Here is a 26,767-nt window from a genome sequence, read left to right on the forward strand (position 1 = left end):
CCACTGGCGACTGCACCACGCCGGTCGGACCGACCATTCATCAACAGACTCCTAGAGCGGCTGTCTGATGACAGGCCGCTTGGCCGCGCCGGCCTCGTCGAGGCGCCGGACCGGCGTCCCGTACGGGGCGTTGCGGGCGATCTCCGGGTCCTCGGCGCCCTCGCGCAGGATGTTCGCGAGCGCTTCGGCGAACGCGTCGAGGGTCTCCATCGTCTCGGTCTCGGTCGGCTCGATCAGCAGTGCCTCGTCGACCAGCAGCGGGAAGTAGACCGTCGGCGGGTGGAAGCCGTGGTCGAGCAGCCGCTTGGCCAGATCGAGCGTGCGCAGCCCGAGCTCCTTCTTCATCGGCGACCCGCTCAGCACGAACTCGTGCATGCACAGGCGGTCGAAGGCCGGCGGGAGGTACTCGGTGACGCCGAGCTGCTTGAGCTTGGCGAGCAGGTAGTTGGCGTTCAGGACCGCGGTCTCGGACGCCTCCTGCAGGCCGTCGGAGCCGAGCGACAGGATGTACGCGTAGGAGCGCACGAACACGCCGTAGTTGCCCTGGAAGCCGCGCAGGCGACCGATCGACTTCGGCCGGTCGTAGTCGAGGTCGAACGTGCCGTCGTCGAGCTTGACCACCTGCGGCTTGGTCAGGTACGGCTCCATGCGCTCGGACACCGCGATCGGGCCGGCGCCGGGACCGCCGCCGCCGTGCGGCTGCGTGAACGTCTTGTGCAGGTTGAAGTGCACGATGTCGAAGCCCATGTCACCCGGGCGCGTGCGCCCCATGACCGCGTTGAGGTTCGCGCCGTCGTAGTACAGCGTCGCGCCGACGCCGTGGACGATCTTGGCGATCTCCTCGATGTTGCGGTCGAACACGCCGAGCGTGTTCGGGTTGGTGAGCATCAGGCAGGCGACGGAGGAGTCGGCCTTGGACCGCAGGTCGTCGACGTCGACGCCGCCGTCGGCGTTGGTGCCGACCTTGACGACCTCGTAGCCGCCCATCGTCACCGTCGCCGGGTTGGTGCCGTGCGCGGTGTCCGGGGTGAGGATCTTGGTGCGGACGTCGCCGCGGTCCTCGTGGTAGGCGCGGGTGAGCAGGACGCCGGCGAGCTCGCCGTGCGAGCCCGCGGACGGCTGCAGCGAGACGTGCGGCAGCCCCGCGACCTCCCCCAGTGCGCCCTGCAGCTCGTGCATCAGCTGCAGCGCACCCTGCGCCCGCTTGGGCGACTGCAGCGGGTGCAGGCGCGAGTTGCCCGGCAGCGCCGCGACCCGCTCGTGCAGCTTCGGGTTGTGCTTCATCGTGCACGACCCGAGCGGGTAGAAGCCGGTGTCGAGGTCGAAGTTGCGCTTCGACAACCGGTTGTAGTGACGGACGATCTCCGGCTCGGCGATCTCCGGCAGCTTCGCCGGCTCCGAGCGCCGGAACTGCTCGGGCAGCTCGTGCTTGGGGACGTCCAGCTCGGGCGCGACGAACGCGCGCCGGCCGGGCTTGGACTTCTCGTAGATCGTCTTCGCGTGGTCGCGCTGCATGTCGGTCTCGACAAGCGCGCTCCGGCGCGGGTGCTGCTCGTGGGCCTCGATGCCGGGATCGGCGTGGAGGCGGTTCTCGGCGATCGTCATGCCACTGCCTCCTTGAGCACCTCGGCGAGGCGGTCGATGTCTGCTTTCGAGCGCTGCTCGGTGATCGCCACCAGCAGCACGTCGTCGCCCACCGGGTGGCCCGGGTTGACGCCCCGCTCGGCGCAGAACTCGACGACGTCGTGCACGTTCGGGATGCGCAGCGCGAACTCGCGCACGACCGGCTGGTCGTGGACGGCCTCGATGCCGTCGATGGCGGTCAGCGTCTCGCGGGCGTAGTGCGTCCGGGAGACCAGCAGCTCGCCGAGCTCGATCAACCCCTCGCGGCCGAGCCAGCTCAGGTAGATCATGCCCGCGAGCGCGTTCAGCGCCTGGGCGGTGCAGATGTTGTGCGTCGCCTTCTCGCGGCGGATGTGCTGCTCGCGCGTCTGCAGCGTGAGCACGAAGCCGCGGCGGCCGTCGACGTCGGTCGTCTCGCCCGCGATCCGGCCCGGCATCCGGCGGAGGTACTTCTGCTGGGCGGCGAAGAAGCCGAAGCTCGGGCCGCCGAAGTCGAGCCGGTTGCCGAGCGTCTGGCCCTCGCCGACGCAGATGTCGACGTCGAACTCGCCCGGGGGCTTGAGCACGCCGAGCGTCAGCGGGTCCGCCTGGACGATCAGCAGCGCGCCGTTCTTGACCGCCGCGAGCTGCTGGAGGTCCTCGATCGCGCCGTAGAAGTTCGGCTGGGCGACGAAGATCGCCGCGACGTCGTCGCCGACGTCCTGCAGGTCGGTCAGGCCGTTGGCGAGCGGGATCGTCTCGATCGTGGTGCCCCAGCCGGCCGAGGTCGTCTCGAGCGTCTCGCGGCTGTGCGGGTGCAGGCCCTCGGAGACGAGGAAGCGCGACTTGCGGGTCTCGGCGTGGGCGAGCCAGCCGGCGGCGGCGACCGCGCTCGGGCCCTCGTAGACCGACGCGTTGGAGACCGGCAGGCCGGTCAGCTCCGAGATCGCGGTCTGGTACTCGAACATCACCTGCAGCCCGCCCTGGCTGATCTCGGGCTGGTACGGCGTGTACGGCGTCAGGAACTCGGACCGCTGCAGGATCGAGTCGATCAGCGCGGGCACGTAGTGGTCGTACATGCCGGCGCCGAGGAACGTCAGCTCGTCCTCGGCCGAGACGTTGGAAGCGGCGAGGTCGCGCAGCTTCGCGTAGACCTCCTGCTCCGGCTTGCCGGCGGGAAGATCGAGGGCTCGGCCCAGCCGGACGCCCTCAGGGACGTCGGCGAACAGGTCGTCGATCGATTCAACACCGACGGCCGCCAGCATCTCCTGCCGGTCGGCCTCAGTGGCGGATGTGTAGCGGCTCATAGTGAGCCGCTCAGCTTATGACAGGGACTCCTGGTAGCTCGCGGAGTCCATCAGAGCGTCGATCTCGGACGGGTCGGAGAGCTTGACCTTGACGAGCCAGCCCTCGCCGTAGGAGTCCTCGTTGATCTGCTCCGGAGCGTCCTTGAGCGCATCGTTGACCTCGATGATCTCTCCGCTGACCGGGGCGATCACGTCCGAGACCGCCTTGACGGACTCGACCTCGGCGTACGGGGAGTCCTTGGAGATCGACGTGCCGACCTCCGGCGGGTCGAAGAACACGACCTCGCCGAGCTGGTCCTGGGCGTACCAGGTGATGCCGAGCACGGCGGTGTCGCCGTCGACGCGCGCCCAGTCGTGCTCGGCGTGGTACTTGAGGTCGTCGGGGTAGCTGGCGTCGGCCACTTAGGTCTCCTTGGTGTAGAGCGGCTTGCTGCGGACCTCCGCGGTGCGCGTGCGCCCGCGGACGTCGATCTCCAGAGTGGTGCCCGGCTCGGACTTGTCGATCGGGACGTAGGCCATGCCGATGCCCTCGTTCAGGGAAGGGCTGAGCGTGCCGGAGGTGACCTCGCCGCCGCCGTGGATCGGGTTGCCCTGGCGGGCGATGCCGCCGCCGGTGATCACGAACGGGACGAGCAGCTCGGACGGGCCGTTCTGCCGGGCGACCTTGATCGCCTCGGCGCCGATGAACCCCGTGTCCTCCTTCACGCACCAGCCGAGGCCGGCCTCGATCGGGCCGCGGGACTCCATCAGGTCGTTGCCGTAGAGGTGGAAGCAGACCTCCAGGCGCAGCGTGTCGCGCGCGCCGAGACCCGCGGGCTTGACCCCGGCTTCGAGCAGCGCGTCCCACACGTCGCCGGCATGGTCGGGCGCGACCAGCAGCTCCACGCCGTCCTCGCCGGTGTAGCCGGTGCCGCACACGAGGACGTCCGGCGCGCCCGCCACGGTGCGCGTGGCGGTGCGGAAGCGCTTGGGGAGCTCGCCGTCGGTGAGGGTCGCCACGATGGCGCGCGCCTCCGGGCCCTGGACCGCGAGCATCGCGTAGTCGTGCAGGCGATCGACGAGCGTGACGTCGAACGCCTCCGCCTGCTTGGTGAACCACGCGAGGTCCTTCTCGTGGTTGGCGGCGTTCGTGACCGTCAGGTAGCGGTTCTCGCCCAGCTTGTAGCTGAACAGGTCGTCCAGGACGCCCCCGTCCTCCTTCGTCAGGACGGAGTACTGGGCGCCGTCGTCGGCGAGCTTGGAGACGTCGTTGGAGAGGATGCGCTGGAGGAAGCGCTCGGCGTCCGGACCCGTGGTCTCGATCTCGCCCATGTGGCTGACGTCGAAGACGCCCGCGTGGGCGCGGACGTCGAGGTGCTCCTCCTTGATGCCCGCGTACTGCACCGGCATCTCCCAGCCGGCGAAGGGCACGAGCTTGGCGCCCGCCGCGACATGCCGGTCGTACAGCGGGGTGCGCTTCAGGGTGTCAGTGTCGGCCGCCATTTCGGACCGGACCCTAGCGCGAACTACCCTGTGGCCGTCGATGCGCAAGGAAGCCGCACTGCTGCTGGTGTTCGCGACGCTCGCGCTGCCCGTGGGGCGCGCGCAGGCCGGCACCTACGAGGTCACCGCGTGCGGTCCGGACCTCGTCAACCGGGCGTGGACGTTCGAGCGCTACAGCATGCTCGGCCGCGAGCTGTCCGATCCGTCGGCGTTCGTCACGTCCGCGGACCTCGCCCGCTGCGGTTCCGAGGACGGGGTCAGCGTCGTCTCGCGCGACGAGACGGGCGTCAAGCGGCTCGTGCGGACCGGCGAAGGCGCGGCCTTCGTGTTCCGCGCGCCCGCGGGCACCTCGGTGCGGTCGATTCAGCTGTGGCGCAACGCGGTCGTGCGCGAGAGCACCGACGATCCCGCGACGGCGCCCGTCGAGTCCGGCGTCTGGACCTACGTGGCGCGGACCGGCGACGCGTTCCCGCCGACGGGAACGATCGCCGCCGAGACCTGCCCGGGCAACCAGCACGGGTCCGACGGCGTGTACTGCCGGCGGGGGAACGCGCCGCGCTCCACCGTGGTCCCGGTCTCGTACGCCGTCGGCGCCTCGACGGTGGCGGTCGGGATCGAGTGCCAGGGCGACCCGTCGTCGTGGTGCTTCACCAACACCGGGGCGCAGGGCCAGGGCAACGCGGGGCTCAACTTCCAGCGGGCGATCGTCACGGTCGACGATCCCGTCGCCCCCACGGTGAGCATCGCGGAGGAGGCGTGGCGCCGGCCGGGAGACGCCATCGCGGTCACCGCCACCGACTCCGCCGGCGTGGGCCGCGTGCGGGCCACGATGGACGGCACCGACCGCGTCGTGGAGTCGCCGGCGTGCGACTACCGGCAGGCCGCGCCGTGCCCGACGAGCGCCTCACCCGGCGTCCCGCTGACCGGGCTGGCCGACGGCCGCCACTCGCTCGCGGTGATCGCCGTGGACGTCGGCGGCAACATCGCGCTCGCGAGCCGCGCCGTCGACGTCGACGGGACCGCGCCGACGGTCCGCTCGGTGGCGTTGAACGGCCGCGTGGTCTCGGCGGTCGTCGCCGACGCGCTGTCGGGCATCGCGGGCGGGGAGCTCTCGGTGCGGGCCGGCAAGGACGGCGCCTATACGGCGTTGCCGACCACCGTGCGCGGCGGCCGCCTGGTCGCCACCGTGCCGAGCACGATCTCCCGCTCGCGCCTCGGGATCCGCGTCAGCGTGAGCGACCGCGCGGGGAACGTCACGGCTGGCGCGGCGACGGCGTTGAGCCTCTCGGGCATCCGTGGTGGGCGCGCGACCGTCCGCTACGGGCGCTCGCTGCGGGTGAGCGGCCGGCTGACGCTGACCGACGGGACGATCCTGGGCTCGCAGTCGATCGCCGTCACCGCCACGTCGCGGGTCACCGGCGCCCGTCCGCGCACCCTGTCCCCCATGCGCACCGACGCGTCGGGTCGCTTCTCGTTCGTCATGCCCGCCGGCCCGAGCCGCGACCTGAACATCGGCTTCGCGGGTGCCGATGGGTTTCTCGCCTCGTCGCGCACCCTCTCCGTCCGCGTCCCGGCGTCCTCGTCGATCCGCGCGTCCTCCCGGACGCTGTCCGGCGCGGGGACGATCCGCTTCTCCGGCCGCCTGCGCACCCGCGGCGCGTCGATCCCGGCCGGCGGCAAGATCGTCGAGCTCCAGGCCCGCCAGGGGAACCGCTGGTCCACCGTGGCGACCACCCGCGCCCGCCCCTCCTGGCGTGCCGTCGCGCGCTTCCGCGGCACGCCGGGCCGCTACGCGATCCGCCTGCGCATCCGCCGCGAGGCCGCGTTCGGCTACGAGCTCGGCTACTCGCCCGCGGTCAGCGTCCGCGTCCGATGAGACGCCCCGTCGAGCTCGGCCTCGGGATCGCGACGCTGCTGCCGATCCCGATCTTCCTGGCGTTCGTCGCGCTGCTGATCGCCGATCCGCCCGCGGATGGCGAGTTCCCACTGGCACCGGTCCTGCTGATGGTGCTGTGGACGGCGGTGAACTTCCTCCCGGCGATCATCCTCGCCGTCGACGCCTACCAGCACGACGAGCCCGCTTGGACGGTGCTGCTCGTGATGTTCGGCGGCTTCCTGACGCCGGTGTACTTCTGGACGCGTCGCTGGCCGCGCGTCAGGTGAGCACGAACGGCACGGCCTTCGCCGAGGCCGTGGCGACGAAGGCGGCGACGACCGCCGGGTCGAACTGGGTGCCCGCGCAGCGCTGGAGCTCGGCGAGCGCCTCCTCGTGGGTGATCGCGGCGCGGTACGGGCGGCCGGCGGTCATGGCGTCGAAGGCGTCGGCGACGGCGACGATCCGCGCGCCGAGCGGGATCGCGTCGCCGGCGAGGCCGTCCGGGTAGCCGGCCCCGTCCCAGCGCTCGTGGCTTGACCGCACCAACCGCGCCACGGCGGTCAGGGCGGGCGCGGCGGCGATGATCCGCTCGCCGGCGAGGGTGTGGCGGCGGACGAACGTCCACTCCTCCTCGGTCAGCGGTCCGGCCTTGGCCAGGATCTCGTCGGGAATCGCGACCTTGCCGACGTCATGCAGCTCGGCGGCGAGGCGGACGACCTCGAGCTCATCGCGCGACAGACCGAGGCGGCGGGCGGTGCGCTCGGACAGCTCGGCGACGACGTTCATGTGCCCGCAGAGGGCGGGATCGCGTTCGGACAGCGCGCTCAACAGCACGTCCTTGGACTGTTTGGACGCGGAGCTACGGCTGGCGTGCTTCTGGGCGTACATGCGCTGGTCGGCGATGCGCAGGGCCTCGGCGGCGTCGGCCGCCTCGGTCGGAACCGCGATCGCGCCGTAGGAGGCGCCGATCCAGAAGCCCTCGCCCTGCTCGCTCAGCGCCAGCGCGGCGCCGTCGAGCAGCTCGACCTTGTCGGCGCCCGGCGCGATGGTGAAGAGCGCGCAGAACTCGTCGCCGCCCATGCGGAAGACCGTGCCGCGGGTGCCGAGGTACTTGCGCAGGTTCGCGCCCAGGCGGGTGAGCAGGACGTCGCCGGCGGGATGGCCGAAGGTGTCGTTGTAGTGCTTGAAGCCGTCGAGGTCGAAGAGCGCCAGCACGAGCGTCGCGTCGCCGGCGAAGGCCTCGTCGAGCGCGGCGGTCAGCGCGCGGCGGTTGCCGAGGCCGGTCAGCGCGTCGGTCATCGCCTCGTCGCGCGAGGCGCGCAACATGCCCACGTTCTGGCGGAACGTGAGCGTCAGGCGGACCATCACGAAGATCAAGGCCGCGGCCGCGAGCGCGACGGCGAGGAAGTTGAGGTCGCTCAGCGAGCCATAGACCAGGAGCTCCAGCGCGACCGCTCCGGAGGCGAGCGGGGCGGCCAGCAGGCGCAGCGAGTCGACCGCGGCGCGCGTGCGTCGCTCGGGGACCGGCTGCCAGGCGGCGAGGGCGATCAGGAACAGCCCGCCCCACCAGCCCGCGTCGAACCACCCGCCGGACTCATAGGTCCCCTCGGCGGCGCGCACGAGGTACAGCGAGTCCGCGAGCCAGAACAGCAGGATGCCGCCCACGAGCAGCGCCCAGGTGCGGTCCAGGCGCCAGCCAGTGCCGGCGAGCGCGCCGACGCCGACCGACAGCAGGATCAGGTCCAGCAGCGGATACGCGAGGCTGGTGCCGACGGCGACCGCCTCCCCGGAGGCGTGCTCGAGCACGGTCTGGAAGACGATCGCCGCGCTCAGCGCGCCGACGGCGAGCGCGGTGGCGATGCCGTCGACGATCAGCGCCGGCGACGACTTCGCGCGCGAGCGCAGCAGGAGGAACATGCCGGCGAACGTGAGCAGTGGGAAGAGCTGGTAGCCGACGTCGGCGGGCGACGGGATCGGCGGGGCGCTCTCGTCCCACAGGACGAACGTGAAGTAGATCTCGCCGAGGGTCCAGGCGAGGACGCCCGAGCCGATCAGCAGCCAGGCGGCGCGCTCGGCACGTACGCGCAGCGCGCGCCAGAGGATCGCGGCGGAGGCGCCCAGGAGGACGACGTCATGGGCGAAGCGCGAAGCGAGCGGGCCGACCGGGGTGTCCGGGAACGCGACGACGCGCAGCTCATACAGCGCCAGCCACACCGCGCTGACGGCGAGCAGCGCCACCAATCCGGGGTGCGGCCTGAGTTTCACGCCCCAGGTATCGGCGTATTGGACGCCGAACCTTGAGCGGGCCCGTCAGCGAAGGAACGGCGGGATGTCGAGATCGTCGTCGCGGATCTCGAGCGAGGAGCGCTGACGCTCGTCGATCCGCGGGCCGCGATCGCGCGGCGGGCGGGCTCGCTGCTCCTGGGCGGCGCGGACGCCGCCGTGGTCGAAACCGGTGGCGATCACCGTGACGCGGATGTCGTCGCCCATCCCCTCGTCGATCACCGCGCCGAAGATGATGTTCGAGTTGGCGTCGGCGGCGGAGTGGATCAGCTCGGCGGCCTCGTTGACCTCGAACAGGCCGAGGTCGCGGCCGCCCGTGATGTTGAGCAGGATGCCGGTGGCGCCCTCGACGGACTCCTCCAGCAGCGGGCTCGAGATCGCCTGCTTGGCGGCTTCTGACGCCCGCGACTCGCCGTTGGCGGTGCCGATGCCCATCAGCGCCGACCCGGCGTTGGCCATGATCGTGCGCACGTCGGCGAAATCGAGGTTGATCAGGCCGGGGATCGTGATCAGGTCGGTGATCCCCTGGACGCCCTGGCGCAGGACGTTGTCGGCCTCGCGGAACGCGTCGAGGATGCTCGTGCGGCGCTCGACCATCGCGAGCAGCTTCTCGTTCGGGATCACGATCAGCGTGTCGACCATCTCGCGCAGGCGGTCGATGCCCTCCTGCGCCTGACGGGAGCGCTGCGAGCCCTCGAAGGCGAACGGGCGGGTGACGACGCCGACCGTCAGAGCTCCTATTTCGTTCTTGGCGATCTCCGCGATCACGGGCGCGGCGCCCGTGCCGGTGCCACCACCCTCACCGGCGGTGACGAAGACCATGTCCGCGCCCTTGAGCGCTTCCTTGATGTCGTCGCGCGACTCCGCGGCGGCGCCCTGGCCGATCTGCGGGTTGGCGCCCGCGCCGAGACCCTTGGTGAGGTTGGCGCCGATGTGCAGCTTGAGGTCGGCGTCGGTCATCTGGAGCGCCTGGGCGTCCGTGTTCGCGGCGATGAACTCCACGCCGGACAGGCCTGCGTCGATCATCCGGTTGACGGCATTGGTTCCACCGCCGCCGACGCCGACGACCTTGATGACTGCGAGATAACCGCTGGCTTCCATGAGAAATTCCGTCCGTGCCTCTAGTTAGGGTCGAGCGTTTTAGCACGCTCGCTGACCGGGCGGATTACCGCAAGGTACGGGGATTTCGTTCCCGATGTCAACGAGAGCGAACCGCCGCAAAGATCGTTGCAGAAGGCCAAAGTCTCTACCCGCCGTTGAGAGTTGGGCTATTCTCACCCTCAGGTGGAGCGTTCGGGTCTGTACCCGCCGGCTCGACCGGCGCGAGCCCTCCTGCGGCCACCCGCCCGGGAATCCTGAGGTCGAGATAGGTCGCTCCCGCGGCTGAGCTCTCGGCCAGTACACGCGCCGCGGCGACCCACTTCGCGTGCGCGTCCGCGTCCGTCCCGAACACCAGTTCGGGGCCGTTTTTCAGACTCGCGACCACGCCTTGCTTGTTGACCGCGAGCGCCGAGACCTTTCGCAGCAGCTCGTCCGGGGCGGCCCCGGCGATCGTCAACGCGCGCAACGCGCGCTTGTCCGTGAGCTTGGAGCTGATCGCCGAGTCGGCGACGACGAGGCTCGGCAGGTCGCGATCCGCGGTCACTCCGGTCATCACGACACCGTCACCCGTGACCGGGATCCGGTCCTCGCCCTTGGGCGCGAGCGCGGCCACCGGCCGGCGCTCGTTGACGTGGATGCGGAGCGTGTGCGGAAAGTCCTTGGTCACCTCGAGCGACTTGACCGAGCTGAGGTTCGCGGTCGCGTCGCGCAGCGCCTGCGGGCGCACGTGCAGCGTCGTCATCTCCATCGCCGCGGTCTCGAGCGCGGTCTTGACCTGCTCACCGTCGGACGCGGTGACGCCGGTGATCTGCACGTCGCGGACTTCGACGAGGCTGGAGTCGCGCAGCCACATCCACCCCGCGGACAGGGCGGCGGCCAGGACGATGAGGCCGAAGGCCAGGCGCAGGAGGCGCCGGCCACGGCGTGTGACGGTCACGGCGACCATTGGCGCAGAGCTTCGACCCCGTTCCGCCGGTCCCTTCTATATGAGGGCCTTTCCCACTTGGTCGACGTCGCCCGCGCCCATCGTGAGGAGCAGGTCGTCCTTGCACAATTCGTTGCGGAGAAACGCCTCCGCGGCGGCATGGGTGCGCATCCAGGCGACGCGCTTTCCGCCGCCCGCGTCGTAGGTCGCCTCGGCGACGAGCAGGCCGGTGACGCCCGGGAAGTCCTCGGCGCGCTCGCGTGCGGGATAGACGTCGAGGACGACGGCCAGGTCGGCGAGCGCGAGCGCCTGGCCGAACGCTCTCGCCTCGCGTTGCGTGCGCGAGTACAGGTGCGGCTGGAAGCAGGCGATCACGCGGCGGGGTCGCAGAGTGCGCGCGGCCTCGATCGTCGCCCGCACCTCGGTCGGGTGGTGGGCGTAGTCGTCGACGACGAGCGCGCCGTTCGGGGTCGTGCCCACGTGCTCGAAGCGGCGGCCTGCGCCGATGAACGTCTCGAGCCGGGCCGCGGCCGCGTCCACGTCGCCGCCCGCGAGGCGGATCGCGGTGAGGGCCGCCGCCGCGTTGCGCGCGTTGTGGGCGCCCGGCACGCCGAGCCGCACCGGGTGGCCGTCGAACTCGAACGGCTCCCCCGCCTCGAACGTGGCCGCGCCGGGCGCGAGCCGCGTGAGGTCCGGCGGGACCACCTGCTCGCGCGCGAGCGCGAGGAAGGCCCGGAACGTCTCGTCGACGTCGCGCTGCGAGGAGTACGTCGTGTGGTGGTCGAGCTCGGCGTTGGTGACGACCGCGATCGTCGGGTGCAGCTTGAGCAGGCTGCGGTCGGACTCGTCGGCCTCGACGACCAGCCACTCCCCCGGGCCCCAGCCGGCGTTGGAGCCGGTGCTGCGGACCTCGCCGCCCACGAGGTAGCTGTCGGCCTGCAGGGCGTGCACGAGCATCGACGACGTGGTCGTCTTGCCGTGGGTGCCGGAGACCGCGATCGTCGGCTTGAGCCGCGTGATCTCGCCGAGCAGGTCCGCCCGGTGCATCTCGGGCGCGCGACGCTCCGGGTTCGTGGACGGGATCGCACTCGAATAGACGACCTCGGCGCCCTCGGGGACGTTGTCCGCGGCGTGGCCGACGATCGGCTCGATGCCGGCGGCTTGGAGCGTCGCGGCGTACGGGGAGCCCGCCGCGCGGTCGGAGCCGGTCACGCTCGCGCCGAGCGCCTGCGCGACGACCGCGAGGCCGCTCATGCCGGCGCCGCCGATCCCCACAAAGTGCAGTCTTCGTCCTGACCAGGGCTGGTCCATCCCTGTCACCCTAGGGCGCCTGGCCGACGAATCCCCGATCGACCGTGTGGCGCGCGAGGCGTTCGGCTACTCGGAGCTGCGGCCCGGGCAGCGCGAAGCGATCGAATCGGCCCTCGCGAAGCGCGACGCGCTGGTGGTCATGTCGACCGGGTCGGGGAAGTCGGCGATCTACCAGATCGCCGGGCTGCTGACCCCGGGCGCGACCGTCGTCGTCTCGCCGCTGATCGCGCTCCAGCGCGACCAGGTGGAGACCTTGAACGAGCTCGCCGCGGGCGGCGCCGCACAGCTGAACTCGACGATTAGCGCGGCGCAGCGCGAGCACGCGCTGCACGAGCTCGCGGAGGGGACGCTCGAGTTCCTCTTCCTCGCCCCCGAGCAGCTGGCGCGCCAGGACGTGCTCGACGAGTTGAGCGTGGCCCACATCTCGCTGTTCGTCGTCGACGAGGCGCACTCGATCTCCGAATGGGGCCACGACTTCCGGCCGGAGTACCTGCGGCTGGGCGCGGCGATCGACGCGCTCGGACGCCCACCCGTGCTCGCCCTGACCGCGACGGCGGCGCCGCCGGTGCGCGACGAGATCGTTGCGCGACTCGGGCTGCGCTCGCCGGACGTGCTGATCCGCGGGTTCGACCGGCCGAACCTGCACTTCAGCGTCGAGCGCTTCCACGGCGAGCAGGGCCACGAGCGCAAGTTGCGGGCGCTGGAGGCGCGCGTGGCTGCTGCTTCCGGCCCGGGCATCGTGTACGTGTCGACCCGACGCGAGTCCGAGGAGTTGGCGGCGGCGGTGCCGAACGCCGCCGCCTACCACGCCGGGATGCGATCGCACGAGCGCGACGAGGTGCAGGAGCGGTTCATGGACGGCTCGCTCGACGTCGTGGTGGCGACGACCGCGTTCGGGATGGGCATCGACAAGCACGACGTGCGCTGGGTGTTCCATGCCGAGGTCGCCGAGTCGCTGGACGCCTACTACCAGGAGGTGGGGCGCGCGGGCCGCGACGGCGAGCCGGCCGACATCGTCCTCTTCTATCGGAGCGAGGACGTCGGGCTGCGGCGGTTCTTCGCGGGCGGGCACGTCGAGGTCGACGAGATCGCCCACGTGCTCGACGCCGTGCGGCGCGCCGGGCATCTCGGGGCGGACGCGTTGCAGCACCGGACCGAGCTCTCGCACACGAAGCTGGCCTCGGCCCTGGCGCGGCTGGAGGACGCGGGCGCGGTGCACGTGCGCACCGACGGCGAGGTCGAGCGGGTCGACGACGCGCCGGCCGACGCGGTCCTGCGCGCGACGGAGGCGGAGGAGATGCGGCGCTCGTTCGACCGCTCCCGCGTGGACATGATGCGCGCCTACGCCGAGTCCAACGACTGCCGGCGGGCGTTCCTGCTGTCCTACTTCGGCGAGCCGTTCGAGCCGCCGTGCGGGCGCTGCGACAACTGCGAGGCGGGGCGGGTGCACAAGCCGCCTGCCGACGTGCCGTTCCCGGTCGGCGCGCGGGTCGTCCACGGCCAGTGGGGCGAGGGCGTCGTCCAGCGCTACGACGACGACGCGCTCGTGGTGCTCTTCGACGAGGCGGGCTACAAGACGCTCGCGCTCGCGGTCGTCCGCGAGCGCGAGATCCTTCGGCTCACCCAGTGAACTTCGGGGTGACCTTCGCGGCGGCGGCGCAGCCGCTGACGCGGGTGGTCAGCGTCTTGGTCGTGCCGTCGGTGAACGTGACCTTCGCGACGAGCTTGTGGGAGCCGGGCTTGAGCTGACCGAGCTTCGCCGTGGTGCGCTTGACGGTGCGCAGCTTGCGGCCGTCGAGGGTGAAGGCGACGGTGCGGATCGCGGAGCCTGAGACCCGGAGCGTCCTGGCCGTCTTCACGCAGGCCTTGGGCGCGGAGAGCTTGGCCGAGGTCTTGACGTGGGAGTCGCTGACGCCCAGGACCTCGACCTCGTTGGCCACGGGGACCTCGACCGGGCGGGGATCCGGCGCGGAGACGGTCGGCGTGGGCTCGGGCTCGGGGGTCGACGTGGGGGTCGGCGCCGGCGTGGTCGTCGGGGTGGGCGTGGCCGTGGGCGTCGGGGTGGGCGTCGGCGTGGGCGTCGTCACCGGGACGGGCGTCTTGGTGGGCGTGGGGGTCGGGGTGGCCGTCGGGGTCGGCGTCGGCGTCTTGACCGGCGTGGGGGTCGGCGTCGGGGTCTTCACCGGCGTCGGCGTGGGCGTGGGGGTCGGCGTGGGCTTCGGCCCGCACTTGCCCTTGAAGGAGACGTGGTGGATCTCGCCGGAGCCGGTGTGGCTGAAGCTCGACGCGACGATCTGGCCCTCGACGTTGGAGCGCGTCTGCAGCGAGACGGCGGCGCGCGGGGCGAGGATCGTGCCCTCGACGGTCGCGCTGTCGGCGGTCAGCGTCACCGACGTCGCCGACGGGAAGTCGAGCAGGATGCGGTCGGCGCCGGCCGCGCCGGCGAAGTTGGGGGCCTTCCAGATGCCGGTCGTCCAGTCCGGGACGACGATGAGCAGCGTCGCGTCGGCCGGCATCGAGCGGAACGTGACCGTGCCGAGACGGCGGAGCTGGGACGCGCTCAGGCGCCACACGTTCGTCCCGCTGGACAGGCTCAGATACGGGTTGACGGTCGTGGCGTTCCAGTCGAGGGAGCCGCCGTTGGCGTTCGTCGCGGAGACGTCGTTGCCGTAGGTCGCGTACGTGTCCGCCTCGTCGCGCAGCGCCGCGAAGGCGGAGTTGAAGTCGATCGCGTTCGACGGCGCGCCGAACATGCTCGTCGTCGCCTGGCCGGTGTTGATCGCGATCGAGCCGGTGCCGCGGCTGGGCGCGATCGTCGCGGTCGCGCCGCTCTTGGCGCCGGTGGCGCCGGTCGCGTTGACGATCCGCGCGTACTGGTTGCCGTTGATCGTCAGCCGGCCGCCGTTGAAGCGGACGGTGCCGCCGACGTAGAGCGCGGTCGGCGCGCTCGTGCCGGTCGCGGTGAACGCCGACTTGACGTTGTTGCCGACGCGGTAGTCGCCGCTGGACGGAAGGACGAGGTCGCCGCCGGACGCCATCGAGCCGTCGTTCTCGTTGGCCGTGACGGTGGCATCGCCGGCGCTGAACACGGTGAAGCCACGCGCCGCGGACAGCGGGTCCGCCGCGGAAGCGGAGGCGGGCAGCGCGAGAACAACCAGCAGCGACGGCGCGAGCACGCGCCAGCGTCGCCGAACGGCGGGGAATGCCAGCATGGAAACTCCTGAGAGCGAGGTGGGGAGCGGCCGGCAAGGGGGGAAACTCGGCCAGCACCTACCGTAGAGCCGTCTTGAGCGATTTGTGGCTTCTGGCCATATGTCCGATCAAGAACGAAAAAAGCCCGCCCGGCGGATGCCGGACGGGCTCTCGATGTGGCTCTGTGAGCGGTCTCAGCTGCCGCCGCCGGCGGCGTTGAGCTGGTCCTGCGCGTCCTCGAGTTGCTTCTTGACGTCGTCCGGGATGTCGGAGTCCTTGGCGGCGTCGATCGCGTCGTTGGTCAGCTTGTTGGCGTCGTCCTGGATGTCCTTGGCGGCCTGCTCGGCGTCGACCTTGCCGGACTTGATGTCCTCGGCGGTCTTCTGCGCCTTGTCCTGGAGCTCCTGGGACTGCTTCTGCAGCTTGTTGGCCTCGTCCTGGGAGATGCCATTGTCGTTCCCGCAGGCGGCGATCCCGACGGACGCGGTGATGAGGAGGCCGGCGAGCGAGGCGCGGATGATCATGGGGAGGTTCATTGCGGCGAACTCTCACATTTCTGTGTCGCGCATTCCTCACCCCGCGGGGTGAACAATTTCGCCCGTAACTGTTACGAGGATCTCGTGTGCGATGTCCTTTGCCGCGTCCGGCCTGGCCAGCGCGCTCGCGGCGTGTGACATCGCGGCGCGGTCGGCCAGTATCGCGTCGGTCTCGGCGCGGAGTCGCTGCGGTGTCAGCTCGGTGTCGGTGACGATGCGTGCGGCGCCGGCGTCGGCCATCCACCTGGCGTTGGAGCTCTGATGGTCGGCCGACGCGTGCGGGTACGGGATCAGCACGGCGGGAAGGCCGTACTGGGCGAGCTCGAAGACGGAGCCACCGGAGCGGGCGACGGCGGCGTCGGCGGCGGCCAGCGCGGTCCCGAACGGCGTCAGGTAGTCGAGCAGGACGTAGTGGTCGCCCGGTGGCGTCAGGTCGGGGTAGTCGCGCGTGCCGGCCACGTGCACGACCCGGTAGGGCGCGTCCTTGAACGCCTCGATCGCGGCGTGGTTGATCGAGCGTGCGCCGAGCGAGCCGCCGAAGATCAGCACGCACGTCTCATCGGGGCCGATGCCGAGCTGCGCTCGCGCGTGGGCCCGGTCGGTGACCTTCGGTGGCACCGGGCGCCCGGTGACGAGATAGCGGTCGCCCGTGCGGCCCTCGAGCGGGAACGCGAGACAGACGCGGCGGGCCTTGCCGGCGAGCGCGCGGTTGGAGATGCCGAGGTGGCTGTCGGCCTCGGACAGCACGAGCGGCGTCTTGGTCAGCACCGCGGCGAGGCCGACCGGGCCCGCCACGTATCCCCCACCGCCGAGCACGGCGTCCGCGTCGCGCTTCTTGAGGATCCCGCGGGCCTGCTGCACCGCGCCCGCCGCCTTGCCGAGCGCGCGAGCGGCCTTGAGCGGGTTCGTCCGGCTCAGGCCCTCGACCTTGAGCTGGTCGAGCGCGTAGCCGGCCTGTGGCACCAGCTCGGCCTCGGCGCGCTCGCCGCCGACGAAGGTGACCTCGGCGCCCTCAGCTCGCAGCGCGTCGGCGACCGCTATGGCCGGCACCACGTGTCCCGCGGTCCCTCCGGCTGCGATCACGATCTTCGGTCGAGCGGTCACTGGGCTGCGGAACCGCTCGCAGGTGGGTGGAGCCGCGGCCGCTCGCCACGTTGAGCAGCAGCCCCATCGCACCGAGCATCACGATGAGGCTCGTCGAACCCGACGAGATGAACGGCAGCGGGACGCCGGTCAGCGGCGCAAGGCCGAGAACCGCGTAGACGTTGAGGGTGGCTTGGCACAGGATCAGGGAGGTCAGGCCGCCGGCGAGGAGCTTCAGGTAGATGCCCTTGGCGTTGCGGGCGGTCCGCAGCCCGGCGTACCCGATGATGCCGTACAGCGACAGCAGCGCCAGGATCCCCGCCAGGCCGAGCTCCTCCCCGATGACGGCGAGGATGAAGTCGGTGTGGGCCTCGGGAACGTAGAAGATCTTCTGGATCGACGCGCCCAGCCCGTGGCCGAACAGCCCGCCGGAGCCGATCGCGATCTGCCCCTGCACCGCTTGGAACCCCGCGCCGGACGCGTGGTCCCACGGGTCCAGGAAGCTCGTCAGCCGCGCCCGCCGGTAGGGCTCGAGGATCGCGAACAGCATCACCAGCGTCGCCCCGGCGCCGAACGCCAGGCCGAGCTGACGCATCGGCAGCCCCGCCGCGACGACCATCGCGCCGACGGTCGCGCAGATCACGAGGTCGGTGCCCAGGTCCGGCTGCAGCGCGATCAGCAGCACCGCCGCGCCCGCGACCCCGATCACTGGGCCGGTCAGCGTCCGAATCGAGCGGGCGATCTTCGGCCGGTTGGCGATCACCCCGCTGATGTGCAGCACGAGCGCGATCTTCATGATCTCGCTCGGCTGGAACTGCAGCGGACCGAAGCCCAGCCAGCGGTGCGCGCCGTTGACCCGCACACCCACCCCTGGCACCTTGACCATCAGCAGCATCACGAACGCGGCGATCAGCAGCGCCCCCGTGTAGCGCCGCACGTGCTCCAGGTTCAGCCGGGACACGACGTGCATCCCGAGCAGCCCGACCGCCCCGTACGTGACGTACTTGATCAGGTACGACGTCCCATCGCCCTGACCCTGGAGCAGTGTTCTCGCGCTCGACGCCGAATACACCATCACCGCGCCGCCCGCGAGGAGGCAGAACGTGGCCGTGAGCAGCAGTCGATGCTCGAGCGGCTGCTGCATTTTTCGGCCCATCGGAGCGCCATTCGACGCGCCCCGCCGGACGCCTGCCGCGATTATCCGAGGTTCTCGACCAGGCGGCGGAAATGGTCCCCGCGCTCCTCATATGAGCGGTATTGGTCATACGACGCGCACCCGGGCGAGAGCAGCACTATGTCCCCCGGCCGCGCGTTGTCGCTCGCATGCGCGAACGCGGTCGCGAGGTCGTGCGCGTCGTCGATCGGGACGCCCGTGGGTCGCAGCGCCTCATCGATCCGCGGCGCGGTCTGGCCGATCGTGTAGACGGCCGTGCAGCGCTCCTTGACGGGCGCCGCGAGCGGCGTGAAGTCCGAGTGCTTCTCGCTCCCGCCGGCGATCAGGTGCACCCCGCGCGGGAAGCTCCGGACGCCCACCTCCGCCGACGCCACATTGGTCGCCTTGGAGTCGTTGACGTAGGTGACACCACCGACCGTCGCGATCTCCTCGAGCCGGTGCGGCACCCCGGCGAACGTCATCAACCCCTCGCGCACGGCGCCGGGGCCGATCCCCCGCGCGAGACACACCGCCGCCGCGGCCATCGCGTTCTCCCGATTGTGCGGTCCGCGCAACCGGATCTCGTCGGCCCGGACGAACGCCTCGCCGCGCCAGAAGAGCGACCCGTCGCGGTGCACGAGGTCGGCCTCCTCGCCGCCCGCCGCCCCGCCAGGCGCCGGCTCGCCGCCCACCGCCTCGCCCGGCGCCGCCTCGTCGTTCGGCGCCACCTCGCCGCCCGCTGCCGCGCCGCCCGGCGCCGCATCGCCGCCCGCCGCCCCGCCAGGCGCCACCTCGCCGCCCACCGCCCCGCCAGGCGCCGGCTCGCCGCCCACCGCCTCGCCCGGCGCCGCCTCGCCGTTCGGCGCCGCCTCGCCGCCCGCTGCCGCGCCGCCCGGCGCCGCGTCGTCGCCCGCCGCGCCGCCCGCTGCCGCGTCCTCGCCGAACGTCACCCTCGTGGCCTCGCCGCCGGCGTCCTCCAGCGGCAGTCCGGCCGGGACGACCGCGAGGGCGCCTGGCGGTTGGTGGGCGAAGATGGCGAGCTTGGCGGCGCGGTAGTTGGCGAACGTGCCGTGGCGGTCGAGGTGGTCCTCCTGGAGGTTGAGCAGGACGGCGGCGTCGGGCGCGAAGGCCAGCGTGTCCTCGAGCTGGAACGACGAGGCCTCGCAGACGATCACCGCGTCCGGGTCGAGCGTTCCCGGCAGCGAGGTCAGGGCCGTCCCGACGTTGCCGGCGACCGTCACCGGCACGCCCGCCGTACGGTGGATGTGACCGATCAGCTCGACCGTGGTCGTCTTGCCGTTGGAGCCCGTGAGCGCGATGAACGGGTGCTCGAGCAGCCGCCAGCCGAGCTCGAGCTCGCCCAGGACCGTGATCCCTCGCTCGAGCGCGGCGGCGACGAGCGGCGCCTCGCGCGGCACGCCGGGGCTCTTGATCAGCGTCGCGACCCCCTCGAGCAACTCGAGCCCGCCCTCCCCATCTCGGACCTCGGCGCCCATCGCCCGCAGCGCCTCCCGCACGTCATCGCCAACCCGCCGCGCGTCGGACGCCACGACCCGACCCCCGCGCGCCGTGAGCACGCGTGCGGCCGCGACCCCCGAACGGGCGAGTCCGAGCACGAGATACGGCCCAGGCGGCAACGGCGGACGAACGATCACGCGCCCCATTCAAGCGGCCGCCCCGGTCGGGAGGGGGTGTGATGCTCCGCTCCCGCATATCGAAACACCACCATCACACCCCACGACCGTCGCCCAGGAGGCTCACGAGACGCCACGGTCGGACCTGGACCCCGGCCGGCCGAGCTCGCCGCGCCGACCCGCCGCATCTCAGCTCGCCCGCGAGGCCGCGCGCTTCGCCAAACGGGGCCCGGCGCCCCGGGGGTGTGATTCTGAACCGTCCTGTCAGGACGGCAGAGCATCACACCCCAGACGAATCGCCCAGGCTCGCGAGACACCGCGGTCGACGGCATCACGGCCGCAGCGCCACCGGCCGCGCCGCGCAGCGACGAGGCTCGCGGGTCACGGCCGCGCCGCGGACCCCCGCCGCGCGAGTCACGAGCCGCGCCGCGCAACGACGAGGCGCGCGGGTCGCCGGCCGAGCCGCGCAGCGACGAGGCGCGCGGGTCGCCGGCCGAGCCGCGCAGCGACGAGGCACGCGGGTCACGGCCGCGCCGCGGACCCCCGCCGCGCGAATCACCCGCCATGCCGCGGCGCGACGAGGCGCGCGGCCTGGGGCCGCGCGGAACGGCGTTGCGGTGCGCTGCGGTGCGCCGGGGCACGCCGCGTCGTGCGAGGGTCGTGACGACGAGGCGCGTGCGGAGGGCTGCCGAGGGGAGCGCGTGACGGGGCGGGCAGCGCCGCGGGTGGTCACGCCGCCGCGGCGGGCTCGGGCGTGGCCGCGGCGGGCTCGGGCGTGGCCTCGCCGGACGGCGGGGTGAGGCGGGGTGGGCGGATGCGGGCGGCCTTGTCGGCGCGGCCGCCCTCGAACTCGAGGCCCTCGGACTCGAGGAGGCGGCGGACCCTGGCCGGGTCGCCGAGGGCGGTGCCGCCGATCGTGCCGTCGGACTTCAGGACGCGGTGGGCGCCGTCCAGCTCCTCGCGGATGAAGCGCTGGTTGAGGGTGCGCGCGTGGATGTCCGAGCCGCCCGCGGCGGCCGCGACGTCGCCGTAGCTCATCCAGGCGCCGGGCGGGATGGCGGCGACGGTCTCGCGCATCAGGTCGAGGTCCATGACGAGGGCTCCTTCCGGGTGGTCTTCACCGGGCCAGCACATCATGGGATCCGCGCGAATCCCCTGGATTGCGCAGATTTGTTGCAAAGAATGTGCAGTTATGTGAGGGACTGCTGGTAAAGCGTGAAGCCGATCGCCGCGCAGACCGCCGCGACGATCCAGAAGCGGAGGATGATCTTGGTCTCCGACCACCCTTCGAGCTCGAAGTGGTGGTGGATGGGCGCCATCTTGAAGACCCGCTTGCGGAAGGTCTGGAAGGAGAAGACCTGGATCAGGACCGACAGGGCCTCGATCACGAAGATCCCGCCGAGGATGATCAGCAGCACCTCGGTCTTGGTCATCACGGCCATGCCGGCGATCGCGCCGCCCAGCCCCAAGGACCCGGTATCCCCCATGAAGATCGACGCGGGGAACGAGTTGAACCAAAGGAAGCCCACGCACGCGCCCACCAGACAGCCGGCGACCAGCGACAACCCCAGTTGACCGGTCGTGAACGTGATCGCGATGTACGCGAGGAGCACGATCGCCGCACAGCCCGCGGCGAGCCCGTCCAGGCCGTCCGTCAGGTTCACCGCCGACGTCGTCCCCGCCACGACGAGATAGATGAAGAACGGGTACGTGATCCCGAGGTTGATGGAAGCGTCGACGATCCGCAGGTTCAGCGTGTCCGGCAGCCCCGCGCCCTCGGTCGCGGCCAGCCACAACCCGACCGAGATGAGCAGCGTGACGATCAGCTTCGTGCGCCCGCGCAGGCCCAGGGAGCGCCGCTTGACCAGCTTCGTGTAATCGTCGGCGAACCCCAGCAGCGCGCACGCGACCGCGACCCCGAAGACCCCCCACGACCGCCAGTCGATGTAGTCGGTCAAGAGCAGGAACGGCACCGCGATCGCGGTGAAGATGATGATCCCGCCCATCGTCGGCGTGCCGGCCTTCGCGTGGTGACCCTCGGGGCCCTCCTCGCGGATGTTCTGGCCGAACTCGCGCGCCCGCAGGAACGCGATGAACTTCGGCGACAGGAAGACGCAGATCAACAGCGAGGCGGTCCCGGCGATCAGGACCTCACCCACGCGCCAGCGCCTCCGCGACCGTCTCGAGCCCGATTCCCCGCGAGGCCTTCACGAGCACCACGTCGCCCGGCCGCACGAGCGACGACACCAGCGAAGCGGCCGCGGCAGCGTCGTCGACATGGTGCGACTCGCCCTCGTACGTGGAGAGCATGTGCGCGGACAACGGCCCCACGGCCACCAGGACGTCGGCGACGGAGGCATCCACACCGAGCGACCGGTGCTCCTCGACCTCGCCGTCCCCGAGCTCCAGCATGTCCCCGAGAACGGCCAAACGTCGCCCCCCATCAGGCGCCTGCGTGGCGAGATCGTCGAGCGCGGCGCGCATGGACAGCGGGTTGGCGTTGTAGCAGTCGTTGATGATGACGACCCCCGAGGGCAGCTCGATGCGCTCCCCCCGCATCGCCCCGAACGACACGTCGACGCGGCCGGAAGGCTCCACCCCGACCGCCTGGGCCGCCGCAACCGCGGCCGTCAGGTTGACGAGCTGGTGTCGGGAAGTGAACGGCACCTCGAGCTCCACCCGCAGCTCGCGGGCGAGGATCGTCACCCGCGGCGGGTCGAAGTCCTCCAGGGCGACATCCGAGCCGAACCGCACGACATCGAGCTCGGAAGCCAGATACGGATCCAACAGCGGCTCCTCGGCCGGAACCACCGCCACCGGCACGTGCGCCAGCAGTTCGCCCTTGGCGCGCGCGACGCCCTCCAAGGACCCCACGAGCTCGAGGTGGACCGGGCCGATGTTCGTGATCACGCCCACGTCGGGCTCCGCGATCCGCGCCAGCTCGTCGATCTGCCCGAACCCGCGCATCCCCATCTCCAGCACGAGCACCTCGGTGCCGGGCGGAGCGGCGAGGATGGCCAGCGGCAGCCCGATCTCGGTGTTCCAGTTCGCCGGGTTGGCCGCCACGCGCCGCCACGGCGAGATCAGCGCGGCGATCAACTGCTTGGTCGACGTCTTGCCGACCGACCCGGTCACGCCGATCACGGCCGCGTCGAGCTCCCGCCGCCATGCGGTGGCGAGCGTCTGCAAAGCGACCAGCGGGTCCGGGGCGACGAGAACGACGCCGGAGAGCCCCGCCGCGTGCTCGGGAGCGACCAGGACGCCCCACGCGCCGGCCGCGAGCGCGTCGGCGGCGAAGCGCCCCCCGTCCACCCGCTCCCCGCGCAAGCCGACGAAGAGGTCCCCCGGCTCGATCGAGCGGGTGTCGATGACGGCACGCGTCGGGCCCGCGTCCGCCGCCCCCGCAACCAGCGACGCTCCCGCGGCCGCGCCCACCTGTTCCGCGCTCCAGCCGATCACGCGCGCTCCGCGATCGCCTCACGGGCGACGGTCGTGTCGTCGAACGGCTCCTTGCGGCCGTTCTCGAACTCCTGGCCCTGCTCGTGGCCCTTGCCCGCGATCACCACCACGTCACCCGGCTCAGCCATCCCGATCGCGCGGAAGATCGACGCACGCCGATCCACATCGTGCGAGACCACGGCGTGCGGAGAGGACGGAATCCCGGCGACGATCTCGTCGATGATCGCCGACGGCTCCTCCGATCGCGGGTTGTCGGAGGTGATGAAGGCGTAGTCGGCCAGCCGAGCCGAGATCTCACCCATGATCGGGCGCTTGCCCCGGTCGCGGTCGCCGCCCGCGCCGACGACGACGATCAGCCGCCCCGAGGCCATCTCACGGGCCGCCAGCAGCACCTGCTCCAAGGCATCCGGCTTGTGGGCGTAGTCGACGACGACGCCGAACGGCTGGCCCGCGTCGACGGGCTGGAAACGGCCCGGGGCCGTGGCGGCGTGCGCCAGCGAGTCCGCCAGACCGGAAGCCGGCGCGCCAAGCGCCCGCGCCGCCGCCCACGCTCCCAGCGCGTTGAGCACGTTGAACCGGCCCGGCAACGGCACCCGCGCGGCGAACGAACCGTCCGGCGACTCCACGACGAAGTCGCACCCCGTCGCGTCCGTGCGCACATCCACCGCCCGGTAATCAGCGTCGCGCGAGATCGCGAACGTCACGCAGTCGAACTCCTCGATCAGCCGCCGCCCGTAGTCCGAATCCGCGTTGACGATGCGCGCACCTGTGAGCTCGGACGCGAACAGCAGCCGCTTGGCCTGGAAGTAGTCCTCCATCGTGGGATGGAAGTCGAGGTGATCCTGGGTCAAGTTGGTGAACACGGCCGCGGCGACGTGGATGCCGGTGGCGCGCTTGAGCTCCAGCGCGTGCGAGGAGATCTCCATCGCGCACGCCGCGTCGCCGGCGTCGAGCATCTCGCGGAACGTGCGCTGGAGGTCGAACGCCTCGGGCGTCGTGCGCACGACCGCCCGCTCCTCCCCGCCCACGACGGACTTGACCGTGCCGAGCAGGCCGGTCCGGATGCCCGCGCCCTCGAGCAGCGCGCGGGTGAGGAACGCCGTCGTCGTCTTGCCGTTGGTGCCGGTGATGCCGGCGACGCGCAACTCCTTCGTCGGGTCGCCGTAGAAGCGCGCCGCGGCGATCGACATCGCCTCGCGGACGTCGTCGACCAGGACCTCGGGCACGCCGAGCCTGAGCGGGCGCTGGACGACCAAGCCGACGGCGCCGCGCGCCACGGCATCCGGGGCGAAGTCATGCCCGTCACGGGTGAACCCGGGCACGCAGAAGAACAGGGTGCCCGGCGCGACGAGCCGATTGTCGAAAGTCAGGCCCGTGACGACCACGTCGGGGCCGTCCCCGAGCAGCTCGCGGAGCGTCATGCGTCCGGCAGTCTACGAGCGCGTCCGGCGGCGAGAATGCGCGGAGTGCCCATCGTCGGAGATATCGATCGCCCGGAACGCCGCACGCTGGTGGATGAGAACGGCCGGTCTGTCGCGCGCTACGTCCACGTCGAGCGCGACGGGCGGCCGATCGCGGACCTGCTCGCGCTCGACGTCCCGGTCGAGCGCGCGTTGCCCTACATCACGCGTGAGCTGCGGGGCATGCGCGTCGCCGGTTCGGAGGACCTCGGCCGCGCGCTCGTGGCCGTGGGCGCGCGGCTGTACCGGCACTCGCACGCCTACACGCACGATCTCGTCGCGCTCCCGCCGCTCGACTCCAGCCACCTCCTCACCCCGGTCGATCGCCCCGCGAGCGAGCTCCTCCCGGTCTACCTGACCGCGTTCGCCGTCGGCCACCCGGACCGGATGGAGGCCGACGAGGCCGCGCGCCACCTGGACGGTGTCGTCGCGGGCAAGCTCGGCGGCCTCCTCCCGGGGAGCGGGCTGGCGATCGAGGACGGCCGCGTCGTCGCGGCGATCCTGATCGGGACGATCACCGACGCCCCACCGCCGTTCGGCGGTCCGTGGATCATGGAGGTCTTCAGCACCGCCCGCGGGGCAGGACGTGCGCTGCTGGCGCGGGCGCTGCACCGCACCGAGGGAAGCCTGGGGCTGGCCGTGACGGAGGGGAACCCGGCGATCGCCGTGTACGAGTCGCTCGGCTTCCGCCGCACGTTCACGGCCTACACGGTCGATCTTTAGAGCTCGAGCGCGCGGGCAACGATCGCCGGCCCGTCAGCACCAGCCGGCAGCGTCCCGTAGACGCGCCCGCCGCCGCCCAGGCGGGCCGCGCAGAACGCGTCGGCGACGAACGGGGGAGCGAAGCGCACGAGCAAAGACGCCTGGAACGCCAGCGCGAGGTCCTCGACGGCGCGGCGCGCGCTCCACTGGTCGAGCTCGTTCGACAAGCCGTTCAGGTGCGCGTCGAGGCGGGCGTCGGCGCCGCGGGCGAGCTCGCACTCCGCGAGGAAGGCCTCGAGGCCGTCCGGCTCGCGGGCCAGTGCGCGGAGGACGTCGAGCGCGATGACGTTGCCCGACCCCTCCCAGATCCCGTTCAGCGGCGCGTCGCGGAGCAGGCGCGGCATCGGCGACTCCTCGACGTAGCCGTTGCCGCCGAGGCATTCGAGCGACTCGACCGCGTGCGGTGTCGCCCGCTTGCAGACCCAGTACTTCGCGATCGCGGTGGCGAAGCGGCGCAGCGCGTGATCGCCCTCGTCGTACGCCCGCGCCAGACGCAGGGCGGTCGCGGTGGCGGCCTCGCTCTCGAGCGCGAGGTCGGCGAGCACGTTGATCATCGCCGGCTGCTCGACCAGCCGCGCGCCGAACGCGGAACGGTGCCGCGCGTGCCAGATCGCCTCGGCGACGCCGCGCCGCATGGATGAGGCGCTGCCGATCACGCAGTCCAGGCGCGTGTGCGTGACCATCTCGATGATCGTCGCGACCCCGCGGCCCTCCGCGCCCAGCAACCGCGCCTCCGCGCCGCGGAACTCGACCTCCGAGGACGGCAGTGACCGCGTGCCCAGCTTGTCCTTGAGCCGCTGGAACTCCATCCCCTCGCCCCGCTCGAGCAGGAAGCACGAGACGCCGGCGTCGGTCTGCGCGAGGACGAGGAAGATGTCGCACGGCGGGTAGGAGCAGAACCACTTGTGGCCGGTCAGCTCGTACCAGCCGTCGCCGACCGGCTCGGCGCGGGTGACGTTGGCGCGCACGTCCGAGCCGCCCTGCTTCTCGGTCATCGCCATCCCGCAGAGCGCGCCGTCGAGCAGCCGCGGCTCCCACTCGGCCGCCAGCGACGGGTCGACCCGCAGCGCCGGCACCGCCGAGTACGTCATCGAGACCGGGCACATGACGCCCGCGTTGGCGTGCGTCCACACGTATTCCAAGGCCGCGCGGGCGACATGCGCGCCGGGCCGCGGATCGGCCCACGGCGCAGACGCGATGCCACGTGACACCGCGCCGTCGAGCAGCCAATGCCAGGACGGGTCGAGCTCGACCTGGTCGACGCGGGTGCCGAAACGGTCGAAGGCCACGAGCCGCGGCTCGTTGCGCTCGGCCCGGCGCGAGTGGGCCTGCGCCTCGGCCGAGGCGGCCACGACGCCCGCCTCGCGCACGCGATCGACGGCCCACCCCGCGCCCTCGCGCTCCAGCGCCTCGCGCAGCGCCGGGTCGCCCGCGAGCAGGTCGACATCCTCGAAGGGGACCGACTGGTTCACACGCCTAGTGTCGCGAATCGGAAGTTCGCGCGTTGATAGCGGCCCGCATCGTCGTGGCTGGGGGTCGCCGGTGATCCAGCGCATACTGGTGGTACGTGCGGGATCGCCGGCGGCCGCCCGGCGCGGCGA

At 71.9% G+C, this 26,767-nt stretch carries 22 protein-coding genes; 4 read left to right on the plus strand and 18 right to left on the minus strand.

The annotated features are described in order from the left end of the window. Positions 1–51: 51 nt before the first annotated feature. From gcvPB to gcvT, 4 genes are all read right to left on the minus strand, one after another. Entirely contained in the window at positions 52–1,515 is a 1,464-nt protein-coding gene (gene gcvPB, locus G569_RS0110165) for an aminomethyl-transferring glycine dehydrogenase subunit GcvPB (RefSeq protein WP_028063333.1), read from the minus strand. 86 nt (positions 1,516–1,601) lie between these two features. Then, on the minus strand, positions 1,602–2,909 hold the full coding sequence (gene gcvPA / locus G569_RS0110170) for an aminomethyl-transferring glycine dehydrogenase subunit GcvPA (RefSeq protein ID WP_028063334.1): 1,308 nt from the start codon (positions 2,907–2,909) through the stop codon (positions 1,602–1,604). A 15-nt stretch (positions 2,910–2,924) separates the two neighbouring features. After that, positions 2,925–3,311 carry a glycine cleavage system protein GcvH gene (gcvH, locus tag G569_RS0110175; protein WP_028063335.1) on the minus strand — a complete coding sequence of 129 codons (387 nt, stop codon included), beginning with the start codon at positions 3,309–3,311 and terminating at the stop codon, positions 2,925–2,927. Next, positions 3,312–4,391, minus strand: a complete 1,080-nt coding sequence (gene gcvT / locus G569_RS0110180; RefSeq protein WP_028063336.1) for a glycine cleavage system aminomethyltransferase GcvT — start codon at positions 4,389–4,391, stop codon at positions 3,312–3,314. Between the two features lie 40 nt (positions 4,392–4,431). Here gcvT and G569_RS0110185 point away from each other — a divergent pair, with 40 nt between their 5' ends. Together G569_RS0110185 and G569_RS0110190 are read left to right on the plus strand one after the other, a co-directional pair. Further along, positions 4,432–6,267, plus strand: coding sequence for a hypothetical protein (locus G569_RS0110185; protein WP_028063337.1), 1,836 nt, complete (start codon positions 4,432–4,434; stop codon positions 6,265–6,267). Then, positions 6,264–6,554, plus strand: a complete 291-nt coding sequence (locus tag G569_RS0110190) for a hypothetical protein (RefSeq protein ID WP_028063338.1) — start codon at positions 6,264–6,266, stop codon at positions 6,552–6,554. Before G569_RS0110185 ends, G569_RS0110190 begins: the two co-directional genes overlap by 4 nt. Here the strand turns inward: G569_RS0110190 and G569_RS57645 are convergent. From G569_RS57645 to G569_RS0110210, 4 genes are all read right to left on the minus strand, one after another. Beyond that, the gene (locus tag G569_RS57645; protein WP_157591937.1) at positions 6,547–8,532 is read right to left on the minus strand and encodes a diguanylate cyclase; all 1,986 of its coding nucleotides are present in this window, start codon (positions 8,530–8,532) and stop codon (positions 6,547–6,549) included. The genes G569_RS0110190 and G569_RS57645 overlap by 8 nt on opposite strands. A gap of 45 nt (positions 8,533–8,577) precedes the next feature. After that, on the minus strand, positions 8,578–9,651 hold the full coding sequence (gene ftsZ, locus G569_RS0110200; protein ID WP_028063340.1) for a cell division protein FtsZ: 1,074 nt from the start codon (positions 9,649–9,651) through the stop codon (positions 8,578–8,580). 145 nt (positions 9,652–9,796) lie between these two features. Next, on the minus strand, positions 9,797–10,588 hold the full coding sequence (locus tag G569_RS0110205; protein WP_211232947.1) for a cell division protein FtsQ/DivIB: 792 nt from the start codon (positions 10,586–10,588) through the stop codon (positions 9,797–9,799). A gap of 45 nt (positions 10,589–10,633) precedes the next feature. Then, a complete protein-coding gene (locus G569_RS0110210) occupies positions 10,634–11,887 on the minus strand; it encodes a UDP-N-acetylmuramate--L-alanine ligase (RefSeq protein WP_037495944.1) in 1,254 nt (417 codons plus the stop codon). Positions 11,888–11,933: 46 nt separating this feature from the next. Here G569_RS0110210 and G569_RS0110215 point away from each other — a divergent pair, with 46 nt between their 5' ends. Next, the gene (locus G569_RS0110215) at positions 11,934–13,517 is read left to right on the plus strand and encodes a RecQ family ATP-dependent DNA helicase (RefSeq protein WP_211232948.1); all 1,584 of its coding nucleotides are present in this window, start codon (positions 11,934–11,936) and stop codon (positions 13,515–13,517) included. Here G569_RS0110215 and G569_RS47140 read toward each other — a convergent pair. From G569_RS47140 to G569_RS0110260, 9 genes are all read right to left on the minus strand, one after another. Next, positions 13,507–15,099 (minus strand): choice-of-anchor A family protein, encoded by a 1,593-nt coding sequence (locus G569_RS47140; RefSeq protein WP_084284631.1) that lies wholly within the window; start codon positions 15,097–15,099, stop codon positions 13,507–13,509. The genes G569_RS0110215 and G569_RS47140 overlap by 11 nt on opposite strands. A gap of 174 nt (positions 15,100–15,273) precedes the next feature. Further along, positions 15,274–15,615, minus strand: a complete 342-nt coding sequence (locus G569_RS0110225) for a hypothetical protein (RefSeq protein WP_053226144.1) — start codon at positions 15,613–15,615, stop codon at positions 15,274–15,276. 36 nt (positions 15,616–15,651) lie between these two features. After that, positions 15,652–16,668 carry a UDP-N-acetylglucosamine--N-acetylmuramyl-(pentapeptide) pyrophosphoryl-undecaprenol N-acetylglucosamine transferase gene (locus tag G569_RS0110230; protein ID WP_245602467.1) on the minus strand — a complete coding sequence of 339 codons (1,017 nt, stop codon included), beginning with the start codon at positions 16,666–16,668 and terminating at the stop codon, positions 15,652–15,654. Continuing rightward, positions 16,628–17,842, minus strand: coding sequence for a putative lipid II flippase FtsW (ftsW, locus tag G569_RS47145; RefSeq protein WP_053226145.1), 1,215 nt, complete (start codon positions 17,840–17,842; stop codon positions 16,628–16,630). The genes G569_RS0110230 and ftsW overlap by 41 nt, the downstream gene beginning before the upstream one ends. 53 nt (positions 17,843–17,895) lie before the next feature. After that, the gene (locus G569_RS57650; RefSeq protein ID WP_157591938.1) at positions 17,896–19,506 is read right to left on the minus strand and encodes a Mur ligase family protein; all 1,611 of its coding nucleotides are present in this window, start codon (positions 19,504–19,506) and stop codon (positions 17,896–17,898) included. 708 nt (positions 19,507–20,214) lie between these two features. Beyond that, complete coding sequence (locus tag G569_RS0110245) at positions 20,215–20,577, minus strand: MGMT family protein (RefSeq protein ID WP_028063346.1); 363 nt, start codon at positions 20,575–20,577, stop codon at positions 20,215–20,217. 98 nt (positions 20,578–20,675) lie between these two features. Next, complete coding sequence (mraY, locus tag G569_RS0110250; RefSeq protein WP_371683461.1) at positions 20,676–21,611, minus strand: phospho-N-acetylmuramoyl-pentapeptide-transferase; 936 nt, start codon at positions 21,609–21,611, stop codon at positions 20,676–20,678. Between the two features lie 25 nt (positions 21,612–21,636). Further along, positions 21,637–22,944: a UDP-N-acetylmuramoyl-tripeptide--D-alanyl-D-alanine ligase gene (locus G569_RS0110255; RefSeq protein ID WP_028063348.1), complete on the minus strand. Its 1,308-nt coding sequence runs from the start codon at positions 22,942–22,944 to the stop codon at positions 21,637–21,639. Then, a complete protein-coding gene (locus tag G569_RS0110260) occupies positions 22,941–24,365 on the minus strand; it encodes a UDP-N-acetylmuramoyl-L-alanyl-D-glutamate--2,6-diaminopimelate ligase (RefSeq protein WP_028063349.1) in 1,425 nt (474 codons plus the stop codon). The genes G569_RS0110255 and G569_RS0110260 overlap by 4 nt, the downstream gene beginning before the upstream one ends. 45 nt (positions 24,366–24,410) lie before the next feature. On the opposite strand from G569_RS0110260, the gene G569_RS0110265 reads away from it, so the two are divergent. After that, the gene (locus G569_RS0110265; protein WP_157591939.1) at positions 24,411–25,127 is read left to right on the plus strand and encodes an N-acetyltransferase; all 717 of its coding nucleotides are present in this window, start codon (positions 24,411–24,413) and stop codon (positions 25,125–25,127) included. Here G569_RS0110265 and G569_RS0110270 read toward each other — a convergent pair. Then, positions 25,124–26,722, minus strand: coding sequence for an acyl-CoA dehydrogenase family protein (locus G569_RS0110270; protein WP_084284640.1), 1,599 nt, complete (start codon positions 26,720–26,722; stop codon positions 25,124–25,126). The two genes, G569_RS0110265 and G569_RS0110270, sit on opposite strands and share 4 nt — an antisense overlap. Between the last annotated feature and the right edge of the window lie 45 nt (positions 26,723–26,767).

Source organism: Solirubrobacter soli DSM 22325, assembly GCF_000423665.1.
In the GTDB taxonomy this organism is placed as follows: domain Bacteria; phylum Actinomycetota; class Thermoleophilia; order Solirubrobacterales; family Solirubrobacteraceae; genus Solirubrobacter; species Solirubrobacter soli.